This window comes from Candidatus Frankia nodulisporulans (assembly GCF_902806475.1).
GTDB lineage: Bacteria > Actinomycetota > Actinomycetes > Frankiales > Frankiaceae > Frankia > Frankia umida.
This window is the reverse complement of the sequence record NZ_CADCWS010000008.1, coordinates 12,919-36,907: the sequence shown is the minus strand read 5'-3', so window position 1 is coordinate 36,907 and position 23,989 is coordinate 12,919. Positions and strand designations below refer to the sequence as shown.

19 protein-coding genes and 1 pseudogene are annotated in these 23,989 nt (G+C 71.8%); 6 read left to right on the top strand and 14 right to left on the bottom strand.

The genetic code is table 11. The annotated features are described in order from the left end of the window. Positions 1–80 precede the first annotated feature (80 nt). Positions 81–971 (bottom strand): acyl-CoA thioesterase, encoded by an 891-nt coding sequence (locus G6R24_RS02065; protein WP_225438022.1) that lies wholly within the window; start codon positions 969–971, stop codon positions 81–83. A gap of 330 nt (positions 972–1,301) precedes the next feature. Here G6R24_RS02065 and G6R24_RS02060 point away from each other — a divergent pair. Then, a pseudogene (locus G6R24_RS02060) lies at positions 1,302–2,063 on the top strand (cysteine hydrolase family protein). 21 nt (positions 2,064–2,084) lie between these two features. Further along, on the top strand, positions 2,085–3,869 hold the full coding sequence (locus tag G6R24_RS02055; RefSeq protein ID WP_225438020.1) for a regulator: 1,785 nt from the start codon (positions 2,085–2,087) through the stop codon (positions 3,867–3,869). A 109-nt stretch (positions 3,870–3,978) separates the two neighbouring features. On the opposite strand, the gene G6R24_RS02050 is transcribed toward G6R24_RS02055, so the two are convergent. The 5 genes from G6R24_RS02050 to G6R24_RS02030 form a co-directional block, all read right to left on the bottom strand. Then, complete coding sequence (locus G6R24_RS02050) at positions 3,979–5,118, bottom strand: family 43 glycosylhydrolase (RefSeq protein ID WP_163547464.1); 1,140 nt, start codon at positions 5,116–5,118, stop codon at positions 3,979–3,981. A gap of 66 nt (positions 5,119–5,184) precedes the next feature. Then, on the bottom strand, positions 5,185–6,768 hold the full coding sequence (locus G6R24_RS02045) for a SulP family inorganic anion transporter (protein WP_163547463.1): 1,584 nt from the start codon (positions 6,766–6,768) through the stop codon (positions 5,185–5,187). Positions 6,769–6,889: 121 nt separating this feature from the next. Next, entirely contained in the window at positions 6,890–7,816 is a 927-nt protein-coding gene (locus G6R24_RS02040; RefSeq protein WP_163547462.1) for a DUF305 domain-containing protein, read from the bottom strand. Positions 7,817–7,898: 82 nt separating this feature from the next. Further along, entirely contained in the window at positions 7,899–9,569 is a 1,671-nt protein-coding gene (locus tag G6R24_RS02035; protein ID WP_163547461.1) for an FHA domain-containing protein, read from the bottom strand. Between the two features lie 322 nt (positions 9,570–9,891). Then, positions 9,892–11,676 carry a glycoside hydrolase family 15 protein gene (locus tag G6R24_RS02030; protein WP_163547460.1) on the bottom strand — a complete coding sequence of 595 codons (1,785 nt, stop codon included), beginning with the start codon at positions 11,674–11,676 and terminating at the stop codon, positions 9,892–9,894. Positions 11,677–12,026: 350 nt separating this feature from the next. On the opposite strand from G6R24_RS02030, the gene G6R24_RS02025 reads away from it, so the two are divergent. Beyond that, positions 12,027–12,626, top strand: coding sequence for a hypothetical protein (locus tag G6R24_RS02025; protein WP_163547459.1), 600 nt, complete (start codon positions 12,027–12,029; stop codon positions 12,624–12,626). Positions 12,627–12,658: 32 nt separating this feature from the next. Here G6R24_RS02025 and G6R24_RS02020 read toward each other — a convergent pair whose 3' ends face one another. Next, the gene (locus G6R24_RS02020; RefSeq protein WP_163547458.1) at positions 12,659–12,856 is read right to left on the bottom strand and encodes a hypothetical protein; all 198 of its coding nucleotides are present in this window, start codon (positions 12,854–12,856) and stop codon (positions 12,659–12,661) included. A 362-nt stretch (positions 12,857–13,218) separates the two neighbouring features. Beyond that, entirely contained in the window at positions 13,219–14,841 is a 1,623-nt protein-coding gene (locus G6R24_RS02015; protein ID WP_225438025.1) for a dolichyl-phosphate-mannose--protein mannosyltransferase, read from the bottom strand. A gap of 175 nt (positions 14,842–15,016) precedes the next feature. Here G6R24_RS02015 and rsmI point away from each other — a divergent pair, with 175 nt between their 5' ends. Then, on the top strand, positions 15,017–16,228 hold the full coding sequence (gene rsmI, locus G6R24_RS02010) for a 16S rRNA (cytidine(1402)-2'-O)-methyltransferase (protein ID WP_163547456.1): 1,212 nt from the start codon (positions 15,017–15,019) through the stop codon (positions 16,226–16,228). Here the strand turns inward: rsmI and G6R24_RS02005 are convergent. From G6R24_RS02005 to G6R24_RS23565, 3 genes are all read right to left on the bottom strand, one after another. Continuing rightward, positions 16,177–16,749, bottom strand: coding sequence for a YdcF family protein (locus tag G6R24_RS02005; RefSeq protein ID WP_163547455.1), 573 nt, complete (start codon positions 16,747–16,749; stop codon positions 16,177–16,179). The two genes, rsmI and G6R24_RS02005, sit on opposite strands and share 52 nt — an antisense overlap. A 132-nt stretch (positions 16,750–16,881) precedes the next feature. Beyond that, positions 16,882–17,664 (bottom strand): type 1 periplasmic-binding domain-containing protein, encoded by a 783-nt coding sequence (locus G6R24_RS02000; RefSeq protein ID WP_338083881.1) that lies wholly within the window; start codon positions 17,662–17,664, stop codon positions 16,882–16,884. Next, positions 17,558–17,986 carry a hypothetical protein gene (locus tag G6R24_RS23565; protein ID WP_338083880.1) on the bottom strand — a complete coding sequence of 143 codons (429 nt, stop codon included), beginning with the start codon at positions 17,984–17,986 and terminating at the stop codon, positions 17,558–17,560. The genes G6R24_RS02000 and G6R24_RS23565 overlap by 107 nt, the downstream gene beginning before the upstream one ends. A gap of 203 nt (positions 17,987–18,189) precedes the next feature. Here G6R24_RS23565 and G6R24_RS01995 point away from each other — a divergent pair, with 203 nt between their 5' ends. Next, a complete protein-coding gene (locus tag G6R24_RS01995; protein ID WP_163547478.1) occupies positions 18,190–19,014 on the top strand; it encodes a TatD family hydrolase in 825 nt (274 codons plus the stop codon). Between the two features lie 197 nt (positions 19,015–19,211). Next, complete coding sequence (locus tag G6R24_RS01990; RefSeq protein ID WP_476695799.1) at positions 19,212–20,096, top strand: ribosomal RNA small subunit methyltransferase A; 885 nt, start codon at positions 19,212–19,214, stop codon at positions 20,094–20,096. Between the two features lie 39 nt (positions 20,097–20,135). Here the strand turns inward: G6R24_RS01990 and G6R24_RS01985 are convergent, their stop codons facing one another. The 3 genes from G6R24_RS01985 to glmU all read right to left on the bottom strand — a co-directional run bounded on the left by G6R24_RS01985 (position 20,136) and on the right by glmU (position 23,820). Further along, positions 20,136–21,161, bottom strand: coding sequence for a tryptophan--tRNA ligase (locus G6R24_RS01985; RefSeq protein ID WP_163547453.1), 1,026 nt, complete (start codon positions 21,159–21,161; stop codon positions 20,136–20,138). A gap of 37 nt (positions 21,162–21,198) precedes the next feature. After that, on the bottom strand, positions 21,199–22,173 hold the full coding sequence (locus G6R24_RS01980) for a ribose-phosphate diphosphokinase (RefSeq protein WP_163547452.1): 975 nt from the start codon (positions 22,171–22,173) through the stop codon (positions 21,199–21,201). A gap of 114 nt (positions 22,174–22,287) precedes the next feature. Then, positions 22,288–23,820, bottom strand: coding sequence for a bifunctional UDP-N-acetylglucosamine diphosphorylase/glucosamine-1-phosphate N-acetyltransferase GlmU (gene glmU, locus G6R24_RS01975; RefSeq protein WP_244957122.1), 1,533 nt, complete (start codon positions 23,818–23,820; stop codon positions 22,288–22,290). Positions 23,821–23,989 lie beyond the last annotated feature (169 nt).

Below are 23,989 nucleotides of genomic sequence, written 5' to 3'. Positions count from 1 at the left end.
TGGGCCGCCGGGCCTGTGGGCCGCTGCCGGGCCAGCGGGTCCGGTGGGTCAGCGGGTCCGGTGGTCAGCGGGTCAGCGGGTCAGTGGCGTCGGCGGAGGATGCCGACGACGGAGGCCTCGGCGCGTAGCTCGCCGGCGCGGGTGAGGATCTCGACCCGGCTGGTGGTGCGTCCGCCCGCGATGCTCAGGGCGCTCACCCGGTAGAGCAGCCACTCCCGCACGTCCAGCTCGGCGAAGTACGTCACTGTGATCGACAGGACCAGCGCGGTGCTGTCCGGCATGATCTCGCCCGTCGGCGTGACCATGCCGGACAGCCGCGCGATGTCGTCCAACGGCATGAACTCGCAGGCGTGCGCGATCAGTGCCCGCCAGAGCGTGGGGTCATCGCCCGCGTCGGCGGCACGCACCCAGTGCTCCAGCTGGAACTCGGCACGCTGGGGGAGCAGCCGCGTCTCCCACGGGACCAGCCGAATGGGAAGGCCCACCGCGGTCTCGGGGCCCGCGGGCATCACCGTCGTCGGCGTGAACCGGCCGAGGTCCGGCTCGGGGGCGCGCAGCATGATGTTCGTCCGCGACAGTGCCTGCGAGTGCTGCCGGACCGACAGCGCCAGCGCCCCCACCGACCGGCCGTGCGCCAGGTGCTCCACGTCGATCCACACCGGGAGCTCGCAGTCACCGGGCCGGGAGAAGACGGTGTGCAGCGAATGCACCGTCTTGCCGGGGGTCAGGCGCTCCGCCAGCACGATCTGCTGACCGAGCTGCTGCGCGCCCAGGACACCGCCATGCGGACTGCGCAGCGAGCGCACCGGGACCGGCGGCACATCCCCGCGCACGTCCAGCACCGTCAGCAGCTGCGCCAGCGTGAACCGACCCGGCGTCGCCGCGTTGATCAGCGGCGTGGTCGCGTCAGGTTCGGCCACCGCCCGGCCGCCCGGTCGGGACTGGCCGGTCAGACCCGGCTGAGCAACCACATCGCACCCTCTCGTCGGTGACCGCCGAGCCGCGGTTCGACGGGACCGCCAGACACGGGCCCTACCGAACGAATGTCGACCTCTCGCGCCCAAGGCGCGGGTCGCAAGTGGCATAGGCCACCTACCCGCCAGTACCCCTGCCTGCACAAACCATCCCAAATGCATGGGAAACAGTTCGTATCCGGCACTGTATACGGCATCGGATACGAAACTGGATACAGAGTTCATGGGTGTGTTACGTGCCGGGCGGTGGGCCGAAACGCCCCCCGCTGACCCTCATCTCCAGACACGAGGACCCGCACCAGTGGACCCGGGATGGCGAGAGCTGGCATGACCGACACCGCATCGACTCCGACCGAAACCCCGACCGGCCCCGTGGGCACGCCGCCGACGGTGGGCGCCCGACCCTACGACTTCGCCTTCGACCCCGCGACCACCGCGCTCGTGCTCATCGACATGCAGCGCGACTTCCTCGAGCCGGGCGGCTTCGGGGAGAGCCTCGGCAACGACGTCGGCCAGCTGCGCGGCACGATCGAGCCGCTGCGGGCGGTGCTGGCGGCCGCGCGTGCCGCCGGGCTGACCGTCATCCACACCCGCGAGGGTCACCTGCCCGACCTGTCCGACCTGCCGGCGGCGAAGCTGCACCGCGGCAACGCCACCCTGCGCATCGGCGACGTCGGACCCAAGGTCCGCATCCTCATCCGGGGTGAGTACGGCCAGGACATCATCGACGAGCTGGCGCCGATCGACGGCGAGACCGTCATCGACAAACCCGGCAAGGGCGCCTTCTACGCCACCGCGTTCGGGGACGTGCTGCGCGCGAAGGGCATCACCAGCCTCGTCGTCACCGGTGTGACGACCGAGGTCTGCGTGCACACCACCGTCCGCGAGGCCAACGACCGCGGCTACGAGTGCCTGGTGCTCAGCGACTGCGTCGGTTCCTACTTCCCCGACTTCCAACGGGTCGCCCTCGAGATGGTCGCGGCCTAGGGCGGCATCTTCGGCTGGGTCGCCCCGTCACAGGCGTTCCTGGCCGCCCTCGAACCCCTGCTCGCCACCGCCACCGCCGCTGCCGCCTCCACGGCTTCCTGAGACAGGACGGGTCCTCGTCACATGATCAAGATCGGAAACCGGTCGGCGCAGCCGTCGGCCGCGGGCTCCTCGGCGCCCAGCCTGCCCTACTGGACCAGGGGCGACACCAACGCCTTCTTCGGCCTCGGTATCAACGTGCTGGTCAACGTGATCGTCCTGACCTCGCTGTGCCTGTTCGTCGTCAACATCCCGAAGGACGAGGTGTTCGGCGCGATCCTGCCGGCGCTCGGCATCGCGATGCTGATCGGCAACCTGTTCTACGCCTACCTCGGCCGGCGGCTGGCGGCGAAGGAGGGCCGTGACGATGTCACGGCCATGCCGTACGGGCCGAGCGTCCCGCACATGTTCATCGTCGTCTTCGTGATCATGCTGCCGATCTACCTGAAGACGAAGAACCCGATGCAGGCCTGGCAGGCGGGCCTGGCCTGGGCGTTCATCATCGGGATCATCGTCGTGATCGGCGCGTTCGTCGGCCCGACGATCCGCAGGTACGCCCCGCGCGCCGCGATGCTCGGCACGCTGGCCGGCATCTCGATCGCGTTCATCTCGATGCGTCCCGCCGCCCAGATGTGGGACGCGGCCTGGATCGCGCTGCCCGTGTTCGGCCTGCTGCTGGTCGGGCTGCTCACCGACCTGAAGCTGCCGTGGAACCTGCCGATCGGCGCGGTCGCGCTGGCCGTGGGCACGGCGATCGGCTGGATCGGCGGGTTCATGGACACCCCGGCCGTCTCCGAGGCGGCGAAGGACATCGCGCTGTCGCTGCCGACGTTCCACTTCGACCGGCTCCTCGACGGTCTGCGCGACATCTCGCCCCTGCTGGCCACCGCGATCCCGCTCGGCGTCTACAACTTCACCGAGGGCATGACGAACGTGGAGAGCGCCGCGTCCGCCGGGGACAACTACAACCTGCGCCCGATCCTGCTCGCGGACGGTCTCGGCGCGATCGTCGGCTCGGCGCTCGGCTCGCCGTTCCCGCCCGCGGTCTACATCGGTCACCCCGGCTGGAAGTCCGCCGGCGGTCGCACCGGCTACTCGCTGGCCACCGGCGGGGTGATCGCACTGCTGTGCTTCTGTGGCATGTTCGGCCTGCTGGGCGCGGTGCTGCCGCTACCGGCGATCGTGCCGATCCTGCTCTACATCGGACTGCTCATCGGTGCCCAGGCATTCCAGGTCTCCCCGAAGGCGCACGGCGCGGCGGTGATCGCGGCGATCATCCCGAACATCGCCTCCTGGGCCGCCGGGTTGATCGACAACACGGTGACGACCGCGGTCGGCGTCGCGGCGAACCTCGATCCCGCGGTGAAACTGACCGTCACCGACGCCGACCTCGAGGGCAACAGCGTTCTGCTGCACGGCCTGCATCTGCTCGGGGACGGCGCGGTGCTCGCCGGCCTGGTGCTCGGCTCGATCGTCGCGTTCATCATCGACAAACGGTTCATCTCGGCGACGATCGCCTCCGCGGCCGGGGCGGGACTGGCGTTCATCGGCCTCATCCACGCCGAGAAGGTCGAGTGGAACGCCGGGGGTGGCCAGGTCGCCCTGGGCTACCTGTTCCTCGCGGTCGTCTGCGGGGTTCTGGGCGCTGACCCGCCCAGAACCCCGCATCCCCGACGCCGAGGAGATCGCGCTCGAACGCGAACACGGCATCCCCGCCCAGACCCCGCGCACCCCCAGGCACGCCGACCCCGCGTCCACCGAGCCCGCCGCCGCCACCGAGTCCGCCGCCGGTTCCACCGCCGAACCCGTTGCCAGCGTCACCGCTGCCCCCGGCAGTTCGACCTGAGAGCTGCCACCGCGTCGTCGTGATCCGGTGGCGCCCATCTGTCGAGGCGTGGTCGCTGAGCCGATTTCTTTCGTGCTCAGCGACCACGCCTCGCCGTCCGCGACGACGTGCCCCGGGTCATGGACGTGCGGGTCAGTTGCGGTCGAGGTCCTGCGCGTCGCGGTTCTCGCGGTTGAAGTCGAATCGGCGGTGCTCGGTGCGATCGGTGCCGCCGGAGTCGGTGTCGTCGTGGTCGCGGCGGGTGGGGGTGCGCAGGGTGCCGTGGGCGGTGGAGGTGATATCGATCTTGAGTTTGTTGTCGTGGAGCTGGAGGGGGACGACGACGAACTGGCCCACGGGGGTGTAGGCGCCGGTGGGGGGCGAATCCCAGGTGTGCAGGCCCAGCCACCAGTGGTGGCTGGTGTCGGCGAAGGCGTGGGCGCCGCCGGGGCCGGAGCCGGCCAGGGAGCCGGTGAGCAGCGGACGGTCGGTGGGCTGGCAGGGGCCCAGCGGGGTGCGGCAGGAGGCGTCCGCGACCACCTGGCGGTCGTTGAGTTCCGGTGCCGCCGAGTACACGAGGTGGTAATGCCCGTCGTCCTCGAGCAGGGAGGGGGACGCCACCCTGCCGTCCTGCCAGGGCAGGCTCGGGCGCAGCAGGACGGCGGGGTCGCCGGTGAGCACCAGGCCGTCCGAGCGCAGCGGCTGGGCCCACAGTGCCGGGCCGCTCCCGCCGGCCTGGCCGGGACTGCTCCAGGCCAGGTAGGGCCGTCCGGCGGCGTCGACGTAGGGGCTCGGGTCGGTGCTGCCACCCTCGGCGGTCTGGCAGACGAAGGGGGCCAGTGAGGTGTCCTCGAAGGGCTCGTCGAGATGCTTCGAGGTCGCCGCCGAGACGCAGCGCAGGCCGAGTCCCCGCACGGTGGCGGTGTAGTAGAGGACGAACGATCCGTCGAACACGCCGATCGCGGCCGGGCCCAGACCGCCGCTGGGATCCGCCCAGCTGGGCGGCGCCGCCAGGGCGTTCGGGTGGACCGTCCAGGTGTGCCGGTCGCGGCTGGACAGCAGCTGGATCGCGTCGGGGGCCCGCGGGTCGACCCCGACGGCGTAGGTCGTGCGGTTGTGGATGACCAGTGACGGTGCCGGCAGGTCGACGTTCGCCACGATCACCGCCCGGTCGCTGTCGCCCGTGCCGGCCTTCGACAGGTACAACCCGGCAAGCACAAGGACGAGGACGACCATGCCCGGCTGGCGGCGGGCAAAGTCGACCAGCCCGCCGGTGAGCCCCTTCTCGCCCATCCCGCCACCATCCTCATTGTGAGCACCTGATGGCGGAGTGTATTCACGGTGGGGCGGTATTGGCCGTCAATTGACCTTCGACAGTCCCTTGACCAGGGCGGCGCCGGCCGGGCTCAGGCCGACCAGGCTGACCTCGACGCCCCGCTCGCGGTATTTCGTCCGAACGTCGTCGAGCGCGGCGACCGCCGCCGAGTCGAGCACGTCCGCCGCGGCGAGGTCCACGACCACGCGAGGCGGATCCCGCGCGTAGTCGAACGCCTCGACCAGGTCGGCCGTCGAGGCGAAGAACAGCGAGCCGCGGACCACGTAGATCCGCTCGCCGCCGTGCGGGTCGAGCACGCTGGTGACCGTGGCCAGCCGGGCGGCCCGCCGGGTGAACAGCAACGCCGAGAGCACCACGCCGACGACCACGCCGTAGGCCAGGTTGTGGGTCGGTACGACCACCGCGACCGTCACGACCATCACCAGCGTCTCCTCGCGCGGCAGTCGCCGCAGCGTGGACGGCGCGATGCTGCGCCACTCGAAGGTCATCACCGCGACCAGCATCATCACCGCGGCCAGCGCCGACATCGGGATGTGGCACACCAAGTCGCGCAGCGGCACGACCAGCAGCAACAGGAACCCGCCCGCGGCGAACGTCGAGAGCCGGCCACGTCCACCGGCGTTGACGTTGACGATCGTCTGGCCGATCATCGCGCAGCCACCCATGCCGCCGAAGAACCCGTTGACGATGTTCGCGACGCCCAGACCCCAGCTCTCCCGGTCGGGGTTGTGGGTGGTGGCGGTCATCCGGTCGACGATCTGCGCGGTCAGCAGCGTCTCCAGCAACCCGACGGCCGTGAGCGCCAGGACGTACGGCGCGACGATCCGCAGCGTCTCCCAGTCCACCGGCACGTTCGGCAGGCCCGGTCGCGGCAGTGACGACGGCAGCCGCCCCTCGTCCCCGACCGTCGGGACGGACAGATGGAAGCAGACCGTCACGAAGGTCAGCAGTGCCACCGCGACCAGCGGCGCCGGGATGGCACGGGTCAGCCGTCCCATCGTGAGCAGGATGGCCAACCCCGCCGCCACCAGCGCGTACACCGTCCACGACCGGCCGACGGCGTGCGGCAGCTGGGCCGTGAAGATCAGGATGGCCAGGGCGTTGACGAACCCGATCATGACGGTCCGTGGAATGAAGCGCATCAGCCGCGCGACGCCGAGCAGCCCCAGCACGAACATCAGCAGGCCGACGCCGATCGTCGTGGCGATCAGGTACTGCACGCCGTGCTCCCGGACCAGCGGCGCGGCCACCAGGGCCATCGACCCGGCCGCCGCCGAGATCATCGCGGGCCGTCCGCCCGTGAAGGCGATGACCATCGAGATGGTGAACGACGCGAACAACCCGATCCGCGGATCGACCCCGGCCACCACCGAGAACGAGATCGTCTCCGGAATCAGCGCGAGCGCGGTCACCAGCCCCGCCAGCAGTTCCACCCGCACCTGACGCCGCCCCGGCCAGCGCGCGCCAAGCCAGCGGCCGACCGCCCACCCACGTCCACCCGGCCCGCCGGTGGACGGCGCGGCGACACCGGTCGGGTCGGCGTCGGGGTTGGTGCTGGTGTCGGCTTCGGTGCGGTCGGCGCCGGTGCGAGCGGAGATCTCGGTCATGCGGCGACGGTCACAGTGACGCCGGGTACGGCCGACAGGGCGGCAGAAGGCATGGCAACGAACCTCGAGTAGTCAGAATCGGTGTCCGGGTGGTGTGCGGGACGCCCGAACACGGCACGGGTCAGGCTCGGGGTGCGCCGAGGCGGACGAGGTCCTGCTGCATCTGGTCGATCTCGACGGACTGGTTGAGCACCATCGCCCGGGCCACGCCGCGGGTGCGGTCCTGCTCGCCGTGCCGGGAGGCGTACTGCGCCATCGCGAGCCCGCCACGATGATGATGGATCATCAGGGTGAGGAACAGCACGTCAAGGTCGCGCCCGCGCAGGGTGGCGAGTTGGCGCAGTTGCGCCGGCGTCGCCATCCCCGGCATCCGTGCGCTGTCGTCAGCGGAGCCGGAGCCGGAGCCGTTCATGCCGGCCATGCCGTGGGTGGACGAGCCGTCGGTCGAGGTGGCGCCCATCCAGCGCATCGCGGCGCCGGTATTGGACTGGGTGCGGCCCCAGCCGGACAGCCAGGTGGACATGACACCGATCTCGCGTTGCTGGGTGAGCGCGATGTCCTGCGCCACGCTGCGGCTGGTCGCGTCGGCGCCACGACTGAACTCGATCATCGCCATCTGGACGGCCTGGGAATGATGTTCGGACATGTCCCGGGCGAACCCGACATCCACCGAGTTCTCCCCCGGGGACCGGTCGATCAGGCCGCCGATCGCGGCGCCCGCGGCGAGCAGCGCCGCGACCACGACGAGCACCAGCGGCGTCCACCACAACGCCGACCGCCCGTGCCGACGCCGGCCGTCGCCGGCACGACCGTCATCGTCCCGGCCTTCACCGGCATGGCCTTCACCGGTATGGCCGTCGGATTCACGGCCGTCGGATTCACGGTCGTCGGCATCCGGTGCGGTGGGAGTGTTCTGACCGGAGCTGGGGCGGGGATCGGTGCCGCTGGTGGCGCCGCGGTCGTCGACGCCGGGGTCGCCGGTGCGTGCCTCTACGGTGGCGGCCGGGGCGGGCAGACCGACCCCGGCGCGCGGGTCTGTATCGCTCATCGTTCGTCAAGTCTGACGTAGGTGCCGACCTTTTGCGCGCCACCCCCGCCCACCGCCCGGTTCGAGGCGGCCCGCCGGACGGTCAGGGGTGCAGGTTGGAGTTGAACACGAAGGTGCGCTTGCCGACCTGGACACGGGTGCCGGGGGTCAGCGGGGCCGCCTGATGGGGGTTCAGGGGGGTCCAGACGGTCGCCTCCGGGGGCGCGATGTAGGTACCGTTCGCCGATCCCTGGTCGGTGATCACCGCGTCCCAGCCGGTGAGCGTGATGATGGCGTGGACGCGGGAGATCGCGCTCTCGCCGTCCTCGACGGGCAGAGCCCGGGCGGTACCGGCGCGCACGGCGTCGTCGCGGTCCGGCTGACGGCCGATGACCAGATTTATGTCGACGGGCAGCGTCATCCCGTCGTCGAAGACGAGGATGCCGATCGGTGGGCGTGGACCCCACACGGTGTGCCCGGCCTGCTGGGCCAGCGACTGCCCGCACTCGACGCAGTACGGCGACTGTGGATGGTTGAAGTGGCCGTTCGGGCACAGCACGCCCTCGACCTGGGGCTTGGAGCTGTTCGGCAGCATCGTGGGCGCCTCGTCGTCCTCGATGAGGTCCGAGACGGTGAAGGTCTGCCCGGGAAGCTGGGTGAGCGCGTCGTGCTCGTCATCGGTGAGGTCGTCGGTAAGCGGCTCCTGCTGCCCCATGGCCCCGCCGCCCGGGCCGTACCTGGACCCGCCGGGTCCAGGGCCGAAACCGGAGCCGCCGGCGTCATGGCCGAAGCCCTGGCCGCCACCGTCATGGCGGTAGCCGGGAGCGCCGCCGTCGTGGCCGTAGGCGGAGCCGCCAGCGTCGTGGCCGTAGGCGGCGCCGTGGTCGGCGCCGAGCTGGCCGTTGGGGCTGGGGTCGTGACCGGAGCGGCCCAGCGCCTCGCCGTAGAGGTCCCGGCCGGCGAGTTCGGTCGCCGGGTCCGGGTCGAGTTCATCGAGTTCATCGAGTTCATCGAGTTCGTCGAGGTCGGCGGCCTGGGTGGGCTCGGCGGCGGCGCGCCGACGGTGGGCTTCCTCCTCCTGGCTGAGCAGGGGGGCCAGCGCCGGCGGTGTGGTCAGCGACGGGTCGGGGACGCGGGCGCCGGAGGCGGGAATGGGGGCGGCGCCGGTCTTCGGATCCTGGGACGGGTCGAAGGCGGCGAGCATGCGGTCCGCCGACGACTTGGAGATCGGTATCGCCGGTGCGTCGCTGAGCAGCAGGCTCACCCCGACCCCCGCCACCGTGCCCAGGCGCAGGTCCAGCGGAAAGTCGAGGCCGCCGGCATCCCCGGCGCGCGTGTCGACCAGACCGGTCGGCGCCACGTCGATGCGCTGGCAGTCGGCGGGCAGCAGCCGGTCGACCCAGGTGGCCGAGTCGACCCCCGAAAGGGTCAGCCCGGACGGGCCACTGACCACGACGTCCATCGCGCCGTGCACGAGTGCCGCGACCCGGTCGTTGACGGTGGTCAGCAGGCTGAAGTCGGGTACCCGCTCGGGGTCGGCGTCGGCCAGGACCCCGGCGACCCGGCGCACCAGGCGCCTGCCCATCGTGGCCTCGGACGTGCCGACCTCGGCGGCCACCTCGGCGCACAGCCCCAGCAACCGGGTGGTGATCTCCGCGGTCTCGGGTTGGTCGACCCGGGCGACGACCAGCGCCCCGGGCAGTCGCACGACCACTCCGGTCCTCTCGGTGCGCCCGGACTCGACGACCACCCGGAAATGGTCCAGACCCGCCATGACTCGCCTCTCGTCCCCACGTCCACGCCGCGCGGCGATCCTCGCCACGTGCCAGCCGTCCTGCCGCGGCCCGCCGGATTCCCGGCCAGCCCCCGTCCGCGTCCCTGCCTGGTCCCCGTCCACCTGGCCGATTGCGGTCACCTGCCGGCCATCGCCCTATCCTCGTCGCACCGACCCGTCTGTGGACGTCGGATGCGCCGATGTGGTCCTGTCGTGCTCGCGACCGGTGCGGGACGCGGCGCCGGGCGTGGTGCCAGGCCCGGCGCCGGGCGCGGTGCCAGACCTGTCACCGCGCCGGCTCCCATCCTGCCTGGGGCGGCGGTCAGCCCAGCGCGCGGTCGAGGTTGATCGCGGCGCTGATCAGCGCCAGATGGGTGAAGGCCTGCGGGAAGTTGCCCAGTGCCTCCCCGGACGGGCCGATCTCCTCGGGGTAGAGGCCGACGTGGTTGGCGTAGGTGAGCATCTTCTCGAAGACCAGCCGGGCGTCGTCCACCCGTCCGGCGCGGGTCAGCGCCTCCACGTACCAGAACGAGCAGAGGTTGAAGGTGCCCTCGTCGCCGGTCAGCCCGTCGCTGCCGTCGGCGGCGTAGCGGCGGACCAGGCTGTCGCTGACCAGGTCCTCGCCGAACCGGTCGAGGGTGGACAGGAACCGCGGGTCGGTCGGCCCGGAGAACTTCACCAGCGGCATGCACAGCAGCGACGCGTCCAGCCGCGGCGAACCGGGGAACTCCATGTAGGCGCCACGAGTCGGATTCCAGGCCTCGTTCTGGACGAACCGGTACGCCTGGCCGGCGAGTTCCTTCCAGTCGTTGGTCGGCCCGGGCAGCCCGCGCTGACGCGAGATACGGCACGCCCGTTCGAACGCCACCCAGGTCATCAGCGCCGAATAGGTGAAACGCTGCCGTCCGCCGCGGGTCTCCCAGATGCCCTCATCGGGTGAGTCCCAGTGTTTCGCGAGCCAGTCGAGCTGACGGCCCAGCGCCTCCCACAGCCCGAACGAGATCGGCACCCGCTTGTTGTACAGGTACACCGAGTCCATGAGCTCGCCGTAGATGTCGAGCTGCAACTGCTCGGCGGCGGCGTTGCCGATCCGCACCGGTTTCGAGTCGCGGTAACCCGCCAGATGGTCCAGCACGATCTCGTCCAGGTGGGCGTTGCCGTCCACGCTGTACAGCACGTAGAGCCCGGATTCCTTCGGGGCCTCGTGGCAGCGCTGCTCCAGCCAGTCCATGAACGCGGCCGACTCGTCGGTGAAACCGAGTGCCATGAGCGCGTAGGTGGTGAACGCGGCGTCGCGGATCCAGGTGTAGCGGTAGTCCCAGTTGCGCACGCCACCGAGTTCCTCCGGCAGCGACGTCGTCGGCGCAGCCACCAGCGCCCCCGTCGGCCGGTAGACGAGCAGTTTGAGCACCAGCGCGCTGCGCAGCACCATCTCCCGCCAGCGGCCGTGGTAACGCCCCCGGCGAATCCACGACTGCCAGTACTTCAACGTCCGGTTGAACAGCGCGTCGGCCTCGCCGATGGCCAGCGGCCGGATGGAGGCGTTCCATTCCAGGATGATGTCCGCGGTCTCGCCCATGGCCAGGTCGAAATCGGCGTGCACGGCCGTACCGTCGATGCGCAGCGGCAGTGACGTGCGCAGCACCAGCGTCCCCGTGGTGGACGCGAACACCGCCCCCGAACCGGGAACCAGAGTCACCGTGTGGGCCGCCCGGCCGTAGTCGAACCGCGGGTCGCAGCGCAGCCGGAACGACGCCGTCCCGCGCACCGCCCGAGCCTGGCGGACGATGACGTGCGGCGTCTCGGTGACGTCGCTGTCCATCGGCACCATGAAGTCGACGACCTCGCCCACCGCGCGCGGTGCGAGAAAACGGGTCATCAGCACGTTCGAGTCGGGCAGATACAGCTGCTTCGCCCGTGACTGCGGGCAGTGAATGCGGAAGGACCCGCCGCGGTCGGCGTCGAGCAGGCTCGCGAAGACCGACGGCGCATCGAAACGCTGCGGGCAGTACCAGTCGATCGTGCCGTCCGTGGCGACCAGCGCCACGGTGCGCAGGTCACCGATGACCGCGTGCTCCTCGATGGGCGGATAGTCGGTGTGGGCCATTCAGGGACTCCGCGAGGCGTGAGGGGGACGAGCGCTGTAGCCGGGCGCCGAGCCTGGCTGTGTTGGAGGTGGGGCGTTCGGGGCAACCACGCGACGGTAACCCGTCCATCGCACCCTCGCCCACGCCCGTCGGTAAACCCTGGCGTCGCCCCCGGCGACAATGTGAACCCGCGGTAACGCCAGCCGCGTCGCCACCGTGGATTTGCCCGTCGTCCATGGTCAGCGGGCTGGTCAGGGATGTGGTGCCGACCACGCCCACGGGTGGCTCCCGGTATCGAGGCCGATCACGTTGCCCACTCCCGTGGGGTCTGGCCGCGCGCCCCCTTTGGTGGGGCACCTACGATCACGCCATGGGCGCCCACCTCCAGACCGCCGAGGACGGTCCCGCCGCACTGGTGATGTTCGCTCGTGGGGACCGGGTCTTCCCGATCGACGACCTCGGCGGCGGTATCTGGTCCCGCCGCGGCACCGTGCTCGCTGTTCACCCCGCCGGTCGCCGCGCGCCGAACGACCAGACCGGTTCCGTGCGGGTGGAGGTGTCTCCCGCGGCGGCACCACTGATCAGCGCCCGCGCGACGGTCCTGTGGGACGACGGCAGCGCCGAGGTCCTCGACGAGGCCCAGCTCTGCCTCGTCTACGACCAGGAGGCAGCCGTCGGCGTCCGGGTCGTCACGGTGCCGATGGCCGAGCCGGTGGACGTCGTCCAGCACGGCGGTCACGTCGTCCTCGTCCTGCGCGACGGCCTGCTGCCCCCCGTCGCCCTGGACTCGCTGCGCGACAAGCTGCGCCGGGTCCGTGCCGCCCTCACCCCCGCGCCCGCCGTCGGCTCCGGACGGCCGGCCGACGAGGCCACCGCGGCCGCGGCCGCCGCCGAGCGTCGCCGCCGCGATCTCGATCTCCTACGCGCCCTGATCGCCCAGCTCACCGGCGGCCCCGCCGACCGCGGCTGAGCGGGACGCGGCCGGGGACGCCGCGGCGTCTGTCAGGAGGTGGAGTAAGGGCCGGGACACACGCCGGGGCCGTAGGCGTTGCCGTTCATGCCGGCCCGCGGCTGCTCGGTCATCGCCTGGCTGACCTTGGACGCGATCGCCTCGGTGAGCCGGATCGCCTGTGTCAGCGACAGGTTCAGGACGATCTCGCTGTCGTCGGTCATCGCGAAGCGTACCGAGACATCCGCCATGGTCTGTTTCCTCCAGGTTCTTGCCCCCGGCTCCGGCTCCGGTGAGCGGAGGTCGCAGGGAGATCCACGCGCGGGTCCGACCCGCCGTGTGGACGTGGGCATGATGACCGACTCACCATCCCCGATGGTGCCCATGCCGTGTGCGACGGCCCCTCCATCCAGGGCGGCGGTCATGGCCTCGAAGCCCGGGGAATGTCGCGTTTCGCGACTAAATGGTCATCGAGAGTGCGAGAACGGCGTCGACCCGACCACCATATCGCCACACGCGACTGGATGGATGCGTGTGGTGTGCACATCGCGTGCGAGTCGCGACATGTGAGACAAGACACATCCACGATGGATGTGGATGTGCTGTGCGGCGGTCAGATCCAGCCGGGAAACCACATGCGCGCGCGCCAGGAGGAGTACGGGATCACCTGGGCCGCGAGGATCGGATAGAAGTACGCGAACAGCAGCACCACCACGATCGTGTAGAGCCCGACCGACAGCGCGCCGACGAGGCGTCGCGTGTCGGAGGCGCCGCGTGGGCCCAGTGCCAGGCCAGCGAGGCCGGTGAGGCCGAGAACCAGGAACGGCAGGCACGGCAGGGCGTAGAAGAAGAACATCGTCCGGGCGGGGAACAGCAGCCAGGGCAGGAACGCCGAGCCGAACCCGACCAGCACCAGCGCGGCCCGCCAGTCGCGCCGGGTGATCCACCAGGCCAGCACCGCGAGCAGGCCCGCGACCCCGACCCACCAGATGGCCGGGTTGCCCAGCGCCAGCACCTCGCGGGAACAGCCCGACGGGTCGTGGCAGCCGGACTTCCCGTAGGCGGGAGCCGACCAGTAGTACGCCACCGGCCGGCCCATCACCAGCCAGCTCATGGGGTGCGACGCGGAGGCGTGGCCCTGGTGCAGGCCCTCGTGGAAGTGCAGCACCGCCATCTGGTACTTCCACCAGCCACGCCAGGCATCGACGAAACCGTTGCCGTAGAAGTGGCGGTAGTACCCGCCGTCGGTGACGAACCAGCCGGTCCAGGTGGCGAGGAAGACCACGATCGGGAGGGCGACGAAGCCGGCGAGCCAGCCGGGCAGGTCCCGCCGCAGCGCCCCGAGGACGGGCCGGCGCGCACCACCCGTGCGCCGGGCACCGATATCCCAGGCCAGCGCCAGCGCGGACAGCCCCACGATCGAGTACAGCGCGCTCCACTTGACGCCCATCGACAGGCCCAGCGCCGCCCCGGCCGCCAGCCGCCACGGCCGGATGCCCAGCCGCGGGCCGTACAGCTCGCCCAGCTGCGCCCGCCGGTCGTCCACCGGCGGCCCGGCCCCGGCGGCAGCCACCGGCGCCCCGGCGTCGAGCCCCTGGGACGTGGCCGCCTCGGGCACCGCCGATATCGCGGCCGCGTCGGAGGTGGCCGAGGTGGCCGATGTGGGTGCGAGGGCGGTGGCCAGCGCGGCGGCGGTGAGCCGGTCGGCGAGTCTGCCCCGTCCGTGGTCCCGGTCGGCCAGCAGGCAGGCCAGCGCCACCACGATGCCGGTCATCAGGAAGATGTCGAGGATGCCGATGCGGCTCTGCACGAACTCCAGGCCGTCCATCGCCAGCAGCAGGCCGGCGAAACAGCCCAGCAGGGTGGAACGGAACATCCGACGGGCCGCACGGGCCAGCACCAGCACCGCCAGGGTGCCGAACAACGCCGCCGAGAACCGCCAGCCGAGTTCGGGACTGCCGTGCGGCGTCCCGTCGCAACTGGTGTAGCCGAACAGCCCCTCGGACGCCGCCATCAGCCACTTGCCGAACGGTGGATGGACGACGAACGCCGGGCCGGCACACGAGTTCGAGTCGATCTCGTAGCCGGCCTTGAGTAGACCGGCGGCGTCCTTGGTGTAGTAGACCTCGTCGAAGTAGACGCCGCGGGGCTGGGTGAGGTTCCAGAACCGCAGGATGCCGGCGAGCACCGCGACCGAGAGGGTGGCCAGCCAGCCGCCCAGCGGGTTACCCGGCATCGGCGGGCACAGCCGGTCACGCAGGATCGGTGCGGGTGGCCGGCCGTGGGCACTCGAACCGCCCACGGCGGACGACGACGTGCCCTTCACGCGTCCGCTCACACTCCGGGGCACGGGGGCCGTTGTCACCGTCACACCGATCAGGGTAGATCCTACCGCCTGCGACACTGGTCGGGTGTCCGGGACCCTGGTGCTCTGTGGTGCACCCATCGGTGATGTGCGGGACGCGAGCCCCCGTCTGGGCGAGATCCTGGCCACAGCGGATGTGATCGCGGCCGAGGACACCCGCCGGGTGCTGCGTCTGGCGGCCGGGCTCGGCGTGACCATCACAGGACGCATCGTGTCCTGCTACGACGCGGTGGAAGGCGCCCGTGCGGCCCAGCTGACCGAGCATCTGCGCCGGGGTGACACCGTCGCGCTGGTCACCGATGCCGGGATGCCGGCGGTGTCCGATCCGGGCTTCCGGGTGGTCGCCGCGGCCGCGGCCGCCGGGATGACGGTGACCGTCGTGCCCGGCCCGTCCGCGGTGACGGCGGCGCTCGCGGTCAGCGGCCTGCCATCCGACCGCTGGACGTTCGAGGGCTTCCTGCCGCGCCGCGGCGCCGACCGGCGGACCCGGCTGCGGGAACTGCGGACCGAATCCCGCACGATGGTGTTCCTGGACAGCCCGCACCGGCTCGAGGCCGGACTGCGCGACCTCGCGGCCGCCTTCGGGCCGCAGCGGGCCGCCGTGCTGTGCCGGGAACTGACCAAGACCCATCAGGAGATCGTCCGCGGCGATCTGGCCCACCTGCTCACCTGGGCCACCGATGGCCGGGTCATCCGCGGCGAGTTTACCCTCGTCCTCGCCGGCGCCCCCCGCCGACCACCCCCCACGATCCTCACCGGCCCCCCCGCCGATGTGACGGTGCCCGCCGATGTGACGCTGCCCGCCCCTGCCGGCACCGCCCACCGACCCGGCCCGGACGCCACCGACGCCGGCGGCACCGCTGGGACGGACACAGCCACCCCGACGGCGGACGCCGCTGCCAGGACGGACGCCGCTGCCGGGGCCGCCATCGCTGCCATGGCTGGCGTCGGGGCGGACCTCGGGTCTGGCGACCTCGGGGCTGACGTCGTCGAGGGGGAGACGCCGCCGGGGCAGGTGGAGACGGTGCGGGCCGAGGTGCTGGCGGCGGACGTGGAGCGGCGGGCGGCGACCGGGATGTCGCGCAAGGAGGCCCGACGGGCCGTCGCGGCCGACTACGGGCTGTCCCGCAACGACGTCTACGCCGCCGAGATCGCCGCCCGGCCCGCCCCGCCCGGCCGGGCCGCTGATCGGGACGGGCCGTCCGGTCAGCAGCCGCGCTGCAGCACAAGCGCCTTGCCCATCGCGGCCCACTCGTAGGCGATCATGTAGGGCCACATGCCACGGGGCGGCGGGACGCTGATCATCCGGGCCTCGCCGTGGTAGCAGCGATCGAGGCGCAGCCGCGCCCGGGTGGTCTGCGTGGTCGCGGTGATCACCAGGACGGAACGCCAGCCCCGCTGGGCCGCGGCGGCGGCCAGCCAGCGTGACTCACCCCTGGTGGTGAGCGGTACGGGCGCGAAGCAGATCACCTCGACCTCGGTCAGCCCGCGGGGGCACGGGTCGTCCGCCGTCGGCGTGGAGACGACGAGCACCGGTGCGTAGCCCGCCCGGGCCAGGGCGACGGCGCGTTCGATCCGGCCGGTGCTGCCGGCGAACATGACGATCGCGTCCGCCCTCGCGGGTGCGTCCCGGTGCGGCAGGACGAACAGGCGCACCGTCGCCAGCGTGAACCCGATCGCCAGCACACCCGCCACACCCGCCAGCACGAGCCGTCGCCGCCGTCCCCGCACCGCCGGGGGAGCGGCGGGCGGCGCGTCGTCGGATGGTGGGGACACCATGACGCCTCCCGTCCTCGCGTCGGTTGGGCCGAGCCAACCACCATTCACACCCTCCAGACGCGTCACTCGCCGTAACGCCGCGCCGGACCACCACCACCACCACCGCGGCGCGCGGTGCCGCCGGTCAGCGGGTCAGCGGGTGACGGGACGCGGGGCGATGGCGGGGGAGCGGGTGATCAGACGGGGGTGGGCGAAGGTCGCCCGGGCGGCGTCGCGCGGCCACACCGTGTGGGAGATGCCGTCCTGCCACTGCACGATCGGGATCTGATGGCCCACCTGAAGGCCGGTCGCCTCGTCCAGGCGGAACCGTCCGAGCAGGGTGGTCGTGTCGATGCCGCGGGCCGCGGCCAGCACGGACGTGTCCTGGATGCCACCGCAGAAGCGGATCGCCCGGCCGAGGATCAGACCGCTGACGTACGCCCAGGCGGCGGTCTCGGTCGGTGCGACGCCGTGGAGTTCGGTGTAGTCGGCGGTGAACTCGCGGGCGGTCGGGCCGGTCGAGGTCGCCCGGGTGCTCTCCGGTAGCCAACTGCCCGGCGCGAGCAGGCGTTCGCGCAGGTCGCCGAGGCTGGCGGTGGCCTGCGCGCTGACCGCGGTGGAGAACGCCGCCGCCCGCCACGGCCGGCGCAGCAGGATGTTCGCCGCGGCCAGTTCGTCGTCGGGGGCCGCGTGCACGATCAGGATGTCGCAGGGGGGCAGCCGGCTGGCCGCCAGCGTGGCGCGTCCGGGCGGGAAGACGTGCGAGGTGACCTCGAAGGCCTGGGCCGCGGCCGCCGCCCGGGTCAACGAGATGATCTCGACAGCGTTGTCACCCGAGGCGAGCAGCACCACCTTGCGTGCCCGCCGGTCGTTCGCGCGCACCAGCGACAGGACGCCGCGCGGCCAGGTCGAGGTGGCCGCGGCGATGTTGACCACGTTGGGGAACGCCTGCCGGACGAACCGGGTGGACGGCGCGCCCGTGTTGAACACCACCCGGTCGGTCGGCCCCGTAGGCGGCCAGGGCCGCACGGTTGCCGTACGGCCCGAGCAGGGCATCGGGATGGGCCGCGGCGGCCGCCCGCATCGCCGCCGCCGGCTCAGGATGGGCGTCGTAGGCGGTGAGACTCACCTCGTCCCAGGGGGCGGGCAGACGTTCGTCCCGGGCCCAGAGGGTGACACCGCGCAGCCCGGCGAGACCCTGGGCGGCATTCGGACCGGTCAGGGGAGTCACGAGCGCGACGGTCAGCGGTGTCGTCATCGAAGGGAATCCTTGCAGTGGTTCACCCGATAAGCGTCCCATGCCCGATTGGGCCGGGCCGCGGGACGCCGCAAGCTCCCCGTAGAATTTCCTGACATCGCGTGGACGGCCCGGCGATCGCACGGCCCCGCGTCGTCCGCCAGCACGGCCATGGGCATCAGGGTGCCAGGTCACGACACGTCAGGCGGAAGGTGGTGGGTGAGCTGACCCGAAGCTCCGGTCGTACCGGTGATCCGCCGCCGTCGCCCGACCCGCTGCCCGTCGCGGTGGTCGATAGTCACTGCCATCTCGACCTTATGGACGGCGAGGTCGAGGCCGCGCTCGCCGCCGCCACCGCCGTCGGCGTGACCCGCGCGGTCACCGTCGGGGTGGATCTGGCGACGAGCCGCTGGCAGGTTGAGGTCGCCGAGGCCAACCCGCAGGTCTACGCCGCGGTGGCGATCCATCCCAACGAGGCGTCCCGGGGCGTGAGCGAACAGACGTATCTCGCTGTCACCGAGCTAGCCCGCAAGGACAAGGTTCGGGCGGTGGGGGAGACCGGCCTGGACTACTTCCGTACCCCGCCGGAAGGCCACGCCCGCCAGCAGGAGAGCTTTCGCCGGCACATCGCGATCGCCAAGGAGACCGGCCGCGCGCTGATGATCCACGACCGCGAGGCCCACGAGGACACGCTGCGCATCCTCGCCGAGGAGGGTGCGCCGGAGACGGTCGTCTTCCACGCCTTCTCCGGCGACGCGGCCATGGCGAAGGTCTGCGCCGACGCCGGCTACGTGATGTCGTTCGCCGGGAACGTGACGTTCAAGAACGCGGCGAACCTGCGGGAGGCCGCTCAGGTCGCCCCGGCCGACCTGCTGCTCGTCGAGACGGACGCCCCCTACCTGACGCCCGTGCCGTGGCGGGGCCGTCCCGGCGGGCCGTACCTCATCCCGCTGACGCTGCGCGTGCTGGCCGCGACCCGCGGAGTCGGCGTCGCCGAACTGGGAGCCGCGATCGCGGCCAACGCCGAGCGGGTGTTCGGGCCCTGGTAGGCACCGCCGCGCCGGGCACCGGTTCGCCACCGCCGTCCGCGTCCTCGGCGTCTTCGGCGTCTTCGGCATCCTCGGCCTCGGCCGCGCCGCCGCTGCAGGGGTTGCTCGCCCCGGCGGATCTGCGGGCGCTGGCGCAGGCGCTGGACGTGCATCCGACCAAGCGCCGCGGGCAGAACTTCCTGGTCGATCCGAACACCGTGCGTCGGCTGGTCCGGCTGGCCGGGGTCAGCCCCGGCGACTGCGTCCTGGAGATCGGCCCCGGCCTCGGCTCGCTCACGTTGGGCCTGGTCAGCGCCGTCGCCGCCGAGCGTCCCGGTGCCACGCGACCGGCCGGTTCGGCGCTGCTGTCCGGTTCCGCGGAACCGTCCGACGCGGCGGGCCGGGCCGAGCCGGCGGGGCCGCGGGGGGCGGTGGTCGCCGTCGAGGTGGATCCGGTGCTGGCGGGTGCGTTGCCGGCGACGGCGGCCGCTCGGCTGCCGGCGGAGGCCTGCGCACAGCTGCGGGTGGTGCTGGCGGACGGGCTGCGGGTCGTCCCGGCGGACCTGCCCACCGATCTGGCGGCGGGGCCGCCCACGGTGCTGGCGGCCAACCTGCCCTACAACATCGCGGTTCCGCTGCTGCTCGGGCTGCTCGAGCGGTTTCCGTCGCTGGGGCGGGGGCTGGTGATGGTGCAGGCGGAGGTCGCCGACCGGCTCACCGCCACCCCGGGCGGCCGGGTGTACGGCGCGCCGAGTGTGAAACTCGCCTGGTACGCGCACAGCCGCGGGGCGGGCGGGGTGCCGCGGCCGGTGTTCTGGCCGCAGCCGAACGTCGACTCCGGCCTGGTCGCCTTCACCCGCCGGGATGTGCCGCCGGGCCCGCCGGACCTGCGCGCGGAGGTGTTCGCCGCCGTCGACGCGGCCTTCGCCCAGCGCCGCAAGACCCTGCGCACCGCCCTCGCCGGCTGGGCCGGCTCACCGGCGAGGGCCACCGCGCTGGCCGAGGCCGCCGGCGTCGATCCAGGTGCCCGCGGTGAGACCCTCGACGTCCACGCCTACTGCCGGCTGGCCCTGGCCCGCCGCGAGGCCGCCGCGGCGACCTGAGCCGGCCGGGGCCGGCGGTGGGTCAGCAGGTGCCGCGGGTCAGCCGGTGGTGATGCCGACCGCGTGGCGGACACCGGCGAGCACGGGACGGGCCCGCTCCCGGGCGCGTTCGGCGCCGTCGGCGAGGATGGCGTCGAGTTCGCTGCCGGGGGCCACCAGCGCGTCGTAGCGTTCGCGCAACGGCGACAGCCAGTCGTTGAGCGTTTCGAACAGGGTGTTCTTCAGTTCGCCCCAGCCGGTGCCGCCGGCCTCCAGCCGGGCGCGCATGTCCTTGACCGCCTCGGCGGCGGCGAAGTTCTCGTACAGGGCGAAGGCGGCGGAGGTGTCCGGATCCTTGGGCTCGTCGACGGGGGTGCTGTCACTGACGATCCCGCGCACCAGCTTCCGGAGCTGCTTCTCGGGGGCGAACAGCGGAATGGTGTTCCGGTAGGACTTGCTCATCTTGCGACCATCCGTGCCAGGCAGTGACTTCGCCGACACGCCCGCCGGGTAGATGCCCGTGGGCACCGTCAGGGTGAAGTCCCCGCCGTACAGATGGTTGAAGGTGCCGGCGATGTCGGCGGTGTACTCGACGTGCTGCGACTGGTCCAGACCGACCGGCACGACATCGGTGTTCATGATGAGAATGTCGACCGCCATCAGCACGGGATAGTTGAACAGCCCCATGTTGATGCCGGCGTCGAGGTCCTTCACGCCGTTCTCGACATTGCGGTCGCGGGCGGCCTTGTAGGCGTGGGCCCGGTTCATCAGGCCCTTCGCGGTGACACAGGACAGCACCCAGGACAGCTCGAAGATCTCCGGGACGTCGGACTGCCGGTAGAAGATCGTCTTCGCCGGGTCCAGACCGAGCGTGATCCAGGTCGCCGCCACCGAGCGGGTGTACCGAGCCAGCTCCGCCCCATCACGAATCGAGGTCAGGGCGTGATAGTCGGCGATGAAGTAGATCGACTCGTAGGTCTCGGTGAGTTCCAGCGACGGCCGGATCGCGCCGATGTAGTTCCCGAGATGGGGCTCACCGGTCGGTTTGATACCGGTGAGCGACACCTTCGGCTGTTCCGCTGCCATGGCAGGGAAGTCTACGGAGGAGGCGGCGGAACCTGGCTCAGGCGTCCCCGCCGAACAGACCGGTGACCGAGCCGTCCTCGGAGACCGCCTTGATCGCCGCGGCGAGCAGCGGTGCGATCGACAGCTCGGTGATCTTGTCGATGCGGGCCTCGCTGCTCAGGGGCAGCGTGTTGGTGAGGACGACCTCGCTGATCTCGGAGTTCTTCAGTCGGTCGGCGGCCGGGCCGGACAGCACCCCGTGCGTGGCGGCGGCGATGACGTTCGACGCCCCGTGCGCCCGCAGCGACTCGGCGGCCTTGGTGATCGTGCCGGCGGTGTCGATCATGTCGTCGACGATGACGCAGGTACGGCCGCGGACCTCACCGACCACGTCGAACATCTTGACCTGGTTCGGGACGTCCGGGTCGCGACGCTTGTGGATGATCGCCAGTGGGCAGCCGAGCCGGTCGGTCCAGCGCTCGGCGACCCGTACCCGCCCCGAGTCGGGCGCGACCACCGTGACCTCGGAGGTGTCGAGCTTGTTCTCGATGTAGTCGGCCAGCAGCGGCAACGCGAAGAGATGGTCGACGGGGCCGTCGAAGAAACCCTGGATCTGCGCGGTGTGCAGGTCGACGGACATCAGCCGGTGGGCGCCGGCGGTCTTGAACAGGTCGGCCACCAGCCGGGCGGAGATCGGCTCCCGGCCGCGGTGCTTCTTGTCCTGGCGGGCGTACGGGTAGAACGGCGCGACCACGGTGATCCGTTTCGCGCTCGCGCGCTTGAGGGCGTCCACCATGATCAGCTGTTCCATCAGCCAGGTGTTCACCGGTGCCGTGTGGCACTGCAGGACGAACGCGTCGCAGCCGCGGACCGATTCGGAGAACCGGACGAAGATCTCGCCACTGGCGAACTCGTAGGCGTTCGTCGGCACCGGCGTCACATCAAGTTCGGCAGCCACCTCCGCCGCCAGATCCGGGTGCGATCGTCCCGCGAAGAGCATCAGGTTGCGCCGGTTCTCGGTCTGGTAGGCCACCACGTTCTCCTCGGGCGCGCCGGACGACTGGGACGTGCGCAGGCCCCGAACATCCTGGGGACGAATCGGGCGTCAGGACTCCCTCCGCTGGTCGTAGCGTTGGGACGATCGCTTCTACGTTCTGCTTTCAGTCCCCGGAACGCCAGTGATGCCGGCCGTCTCCGGCTGGTTGTGCGTCACGTCACCCTGGCCGCCGCCGACCGCGCCGCCGTCGCCACCGTCGGTACCGGTACCGGCACGGGCCGCGGTGGCGGCCTGGTCGGCGGGTGTGCCGGGGCGGCGGCGGGCCACCCAGTTCTCGATGTTGCGCTGCTGGCCCTCGCGGATGGCCAGGGCGCCGGGGGGGACGTCCTCGCGGATCACCGAACCCGCACCCGTGTAGGCGCCGTCACCAATGGTCACCGGTGCGACGATCATCGTGTCGCTGCCGATCCGCACGTCCGAGCCGATGACCGTGCGGTGCTTGGTGACGCCGTCGTAGTTGACGAACACGGTGGTGCAGCCGATGTTGCTGCGGTCGCCGACGACCGCGTCGCCGACGTAGGCCAGGTGGGGGACCTTGGTGGCGTCCCCGAGGTGGGCGGACTTGGTCTCGACGAACGAGCCGATCTTGCCCTCGCGGCCGAGTCGGGTACCGCCGCGCAGATGGCTGTAGGGGCCGACGGTGGCGCCCGCGCCGATCTCGGAGCGCTCCGCCGTCGTGCGTACGACCGTCGCACCGGCGCCCACGACCGTGTCGATGAGCGTGCACTCCGGGCCGACGACGGCGCCGCTGGCGATGCGGGTGTGACCGTGCAGGAAGGTGTGCGGGGCGATGGTGGTGTCGGGTTCGAGGGTGACGTCCGCGTCGATCCAGGTGGTCTGCGGGTCGATGACGGTGGTGCCACCGCGCATCGCCGCGTCGACCAGACGATCGCGCAGCGCCCGTCCGGCGGCCGCCAGCTGCACCCGGTCGTTGACCCCGGCCGCCTCCGCCGGGTCGGCCACCGCCAGCGCCGTGACCACCGCGCCGTCGCTGACGAGCAGGCCGATGACGTCGGTCAGGTACTCCTCGCCCTGGGCGTTCTGCGTGGTCAGGCGGCTGAGCGCGGAACGCAGCGGGCCGGCCTGGAAGACGTAGACCCCGGTGTTGATCTCCCGGATGGCCGCGGTGGCGGCGTCGGCGTCACGCTGCTCGACGATCGCCCGCACGTCGCCGCCGCTGGCACGCACGACCCGGCCGTAACCGGTGGCGTCCTCGAGTACCGCGGTCAGCACGCTCGCCGCGGCCTGGCCACGGTGGTGCTGGTCGACCAGCGCGCTCAGCGTGGCCGAGGTGAGCAGCGGGGTGTCGCCCGGCAGCACCACGATGGTGTCGTCACCGGTGAGCCCCACCGCCGCCGCGAGCCCCGCCGACGGGCCCTGCGCGGGGGTGCTCAGCGCGTCCAGCGCGACCCGGACGGCGTGCCCGGTGCCGAGCTGGCGCTCCTGTACGGCGGTGACGGCCTTCGGCGCCCGCTCGGCGAGCATCGCCGTGACCTGCTCGCGGCCATGCCCGACCACGATCGCGGTGTGCGTCGGGTCCAGCGTGACCGTGGCGTGCAGGACGTGTTCGAGCAGGGTGCGACCGGCCAGGGGGTGCAGGACCTTGGGCAGCGACGAACGCATCCGCCGACCCTCACCTGCCGCCAGAACGACTACGGCTGCCGGTCGTGGTGGTGTCACACGATTCCCCCGAATCCTCGGTCGACACAACGATGGGGCGACGCCGACACAGTACCGCGCCCACCCCGTGTCTCCCGGCAGGGCGGGCACACCGCCGACGCGATCAGCCGGC

Excerpts from the sequence above, each read along its gene's own strand:
- G6R24_RS02055 (WP_225438020.1), top strand. The coding sequence starts at position 2,085 with ATGATCAAGATCGGAAACCGGTCGGCGCAGCCGTCGGCCGCGGGCTCC.
- G6R24_RS02050 (WP_163547464.1), bottom strand. The coding sequence starts at position 5,118 with ATGGGCGAGAAGGGGCTCACCGGCGGGCTGGTCGACTTTGCCCGCCGC.
- G6R24_RS02045 (WP_163547463.1), bottom strand. The coding sequence starts at position 6,768 with ATGACCGAGATCTCCGCTCGCACCGGCGCCGACCGCACCGAAGCCGAC.
- G6R24_RS02040 (WP_163547462.1), bottom strand. The coding sequence starts at position 7,816 with ATGAGCGATACAGACCCGCGCGCCGGGGTCGGTCTGCCCGCCCCGGCC.
- G6R24_RS02035 (WP_163547461.1), bottom strand. The coding sequence starts at position 9,569 with ATGGCGGGTCTGGACCATTTCCGGGTGGTCGTCGAGTCCGGGCGCACC.
- G6R24_RS02030 (WP_163547460.1), bottom strand. The coding sequence starts at position 11,676 with ATGGCCCACACCGACTATCCGCCCATCGAGGAGCACGCGGTCATCGGT.
- G6R24_RS02025 (WP_163547459.1), top strand. The coding sequence starts at position 12,027 with ATGGGCGCCCACCTCCAGACCGCCGAGGACGGTCCCGCCGCACTGGTG.
- G6R24_RS02020 (WP_163547458.1), bottom strand. The coding sequence starts at position 12,856 with ATGGCGGATGTCTCGGTACGCTTCGCGATGACCGACGACAGCGAGATC.
- G6R24_RS02015 (WP_225438025.1), bottom strand. The coding sequence starts at position 14,841 with ATGCCGGGTAACCCGCTGGGCGGCTGGCTGGCCACCCTCTCGGTCGCG.
- G6R24_RS02005 (WP_163547455.1), bottom strand. The coding sequence starts at position 16,749 with ATGGTGTCCCCACCATCCGACGACGCGCCGCCCGCCGCTCCCCCGGCG.
- G6R24_RS23565 (WP_338083880.1), bottom strand. The coding sequence starts at position 17,986 with ATGACGACACCGCTGACCGTCGCGCTCGTGACTCCCCTGACCGGTCCG.
- G6R24_RS01985 (WP_163547453.1), bottom strand. The coding sequence starts at position 21,161 with ATGGCAGCGGAACAGCCGAAGGTGTCGCTCACCGGTATCAAACCGACC.
- glmU (WP_244957122.1), bottom strand. The coding sequence starts at position 23,820 with ATGCGTTCGTCGCTGCCCAAGGTCCTGCACCCCCTGGCCGGTCGCACC.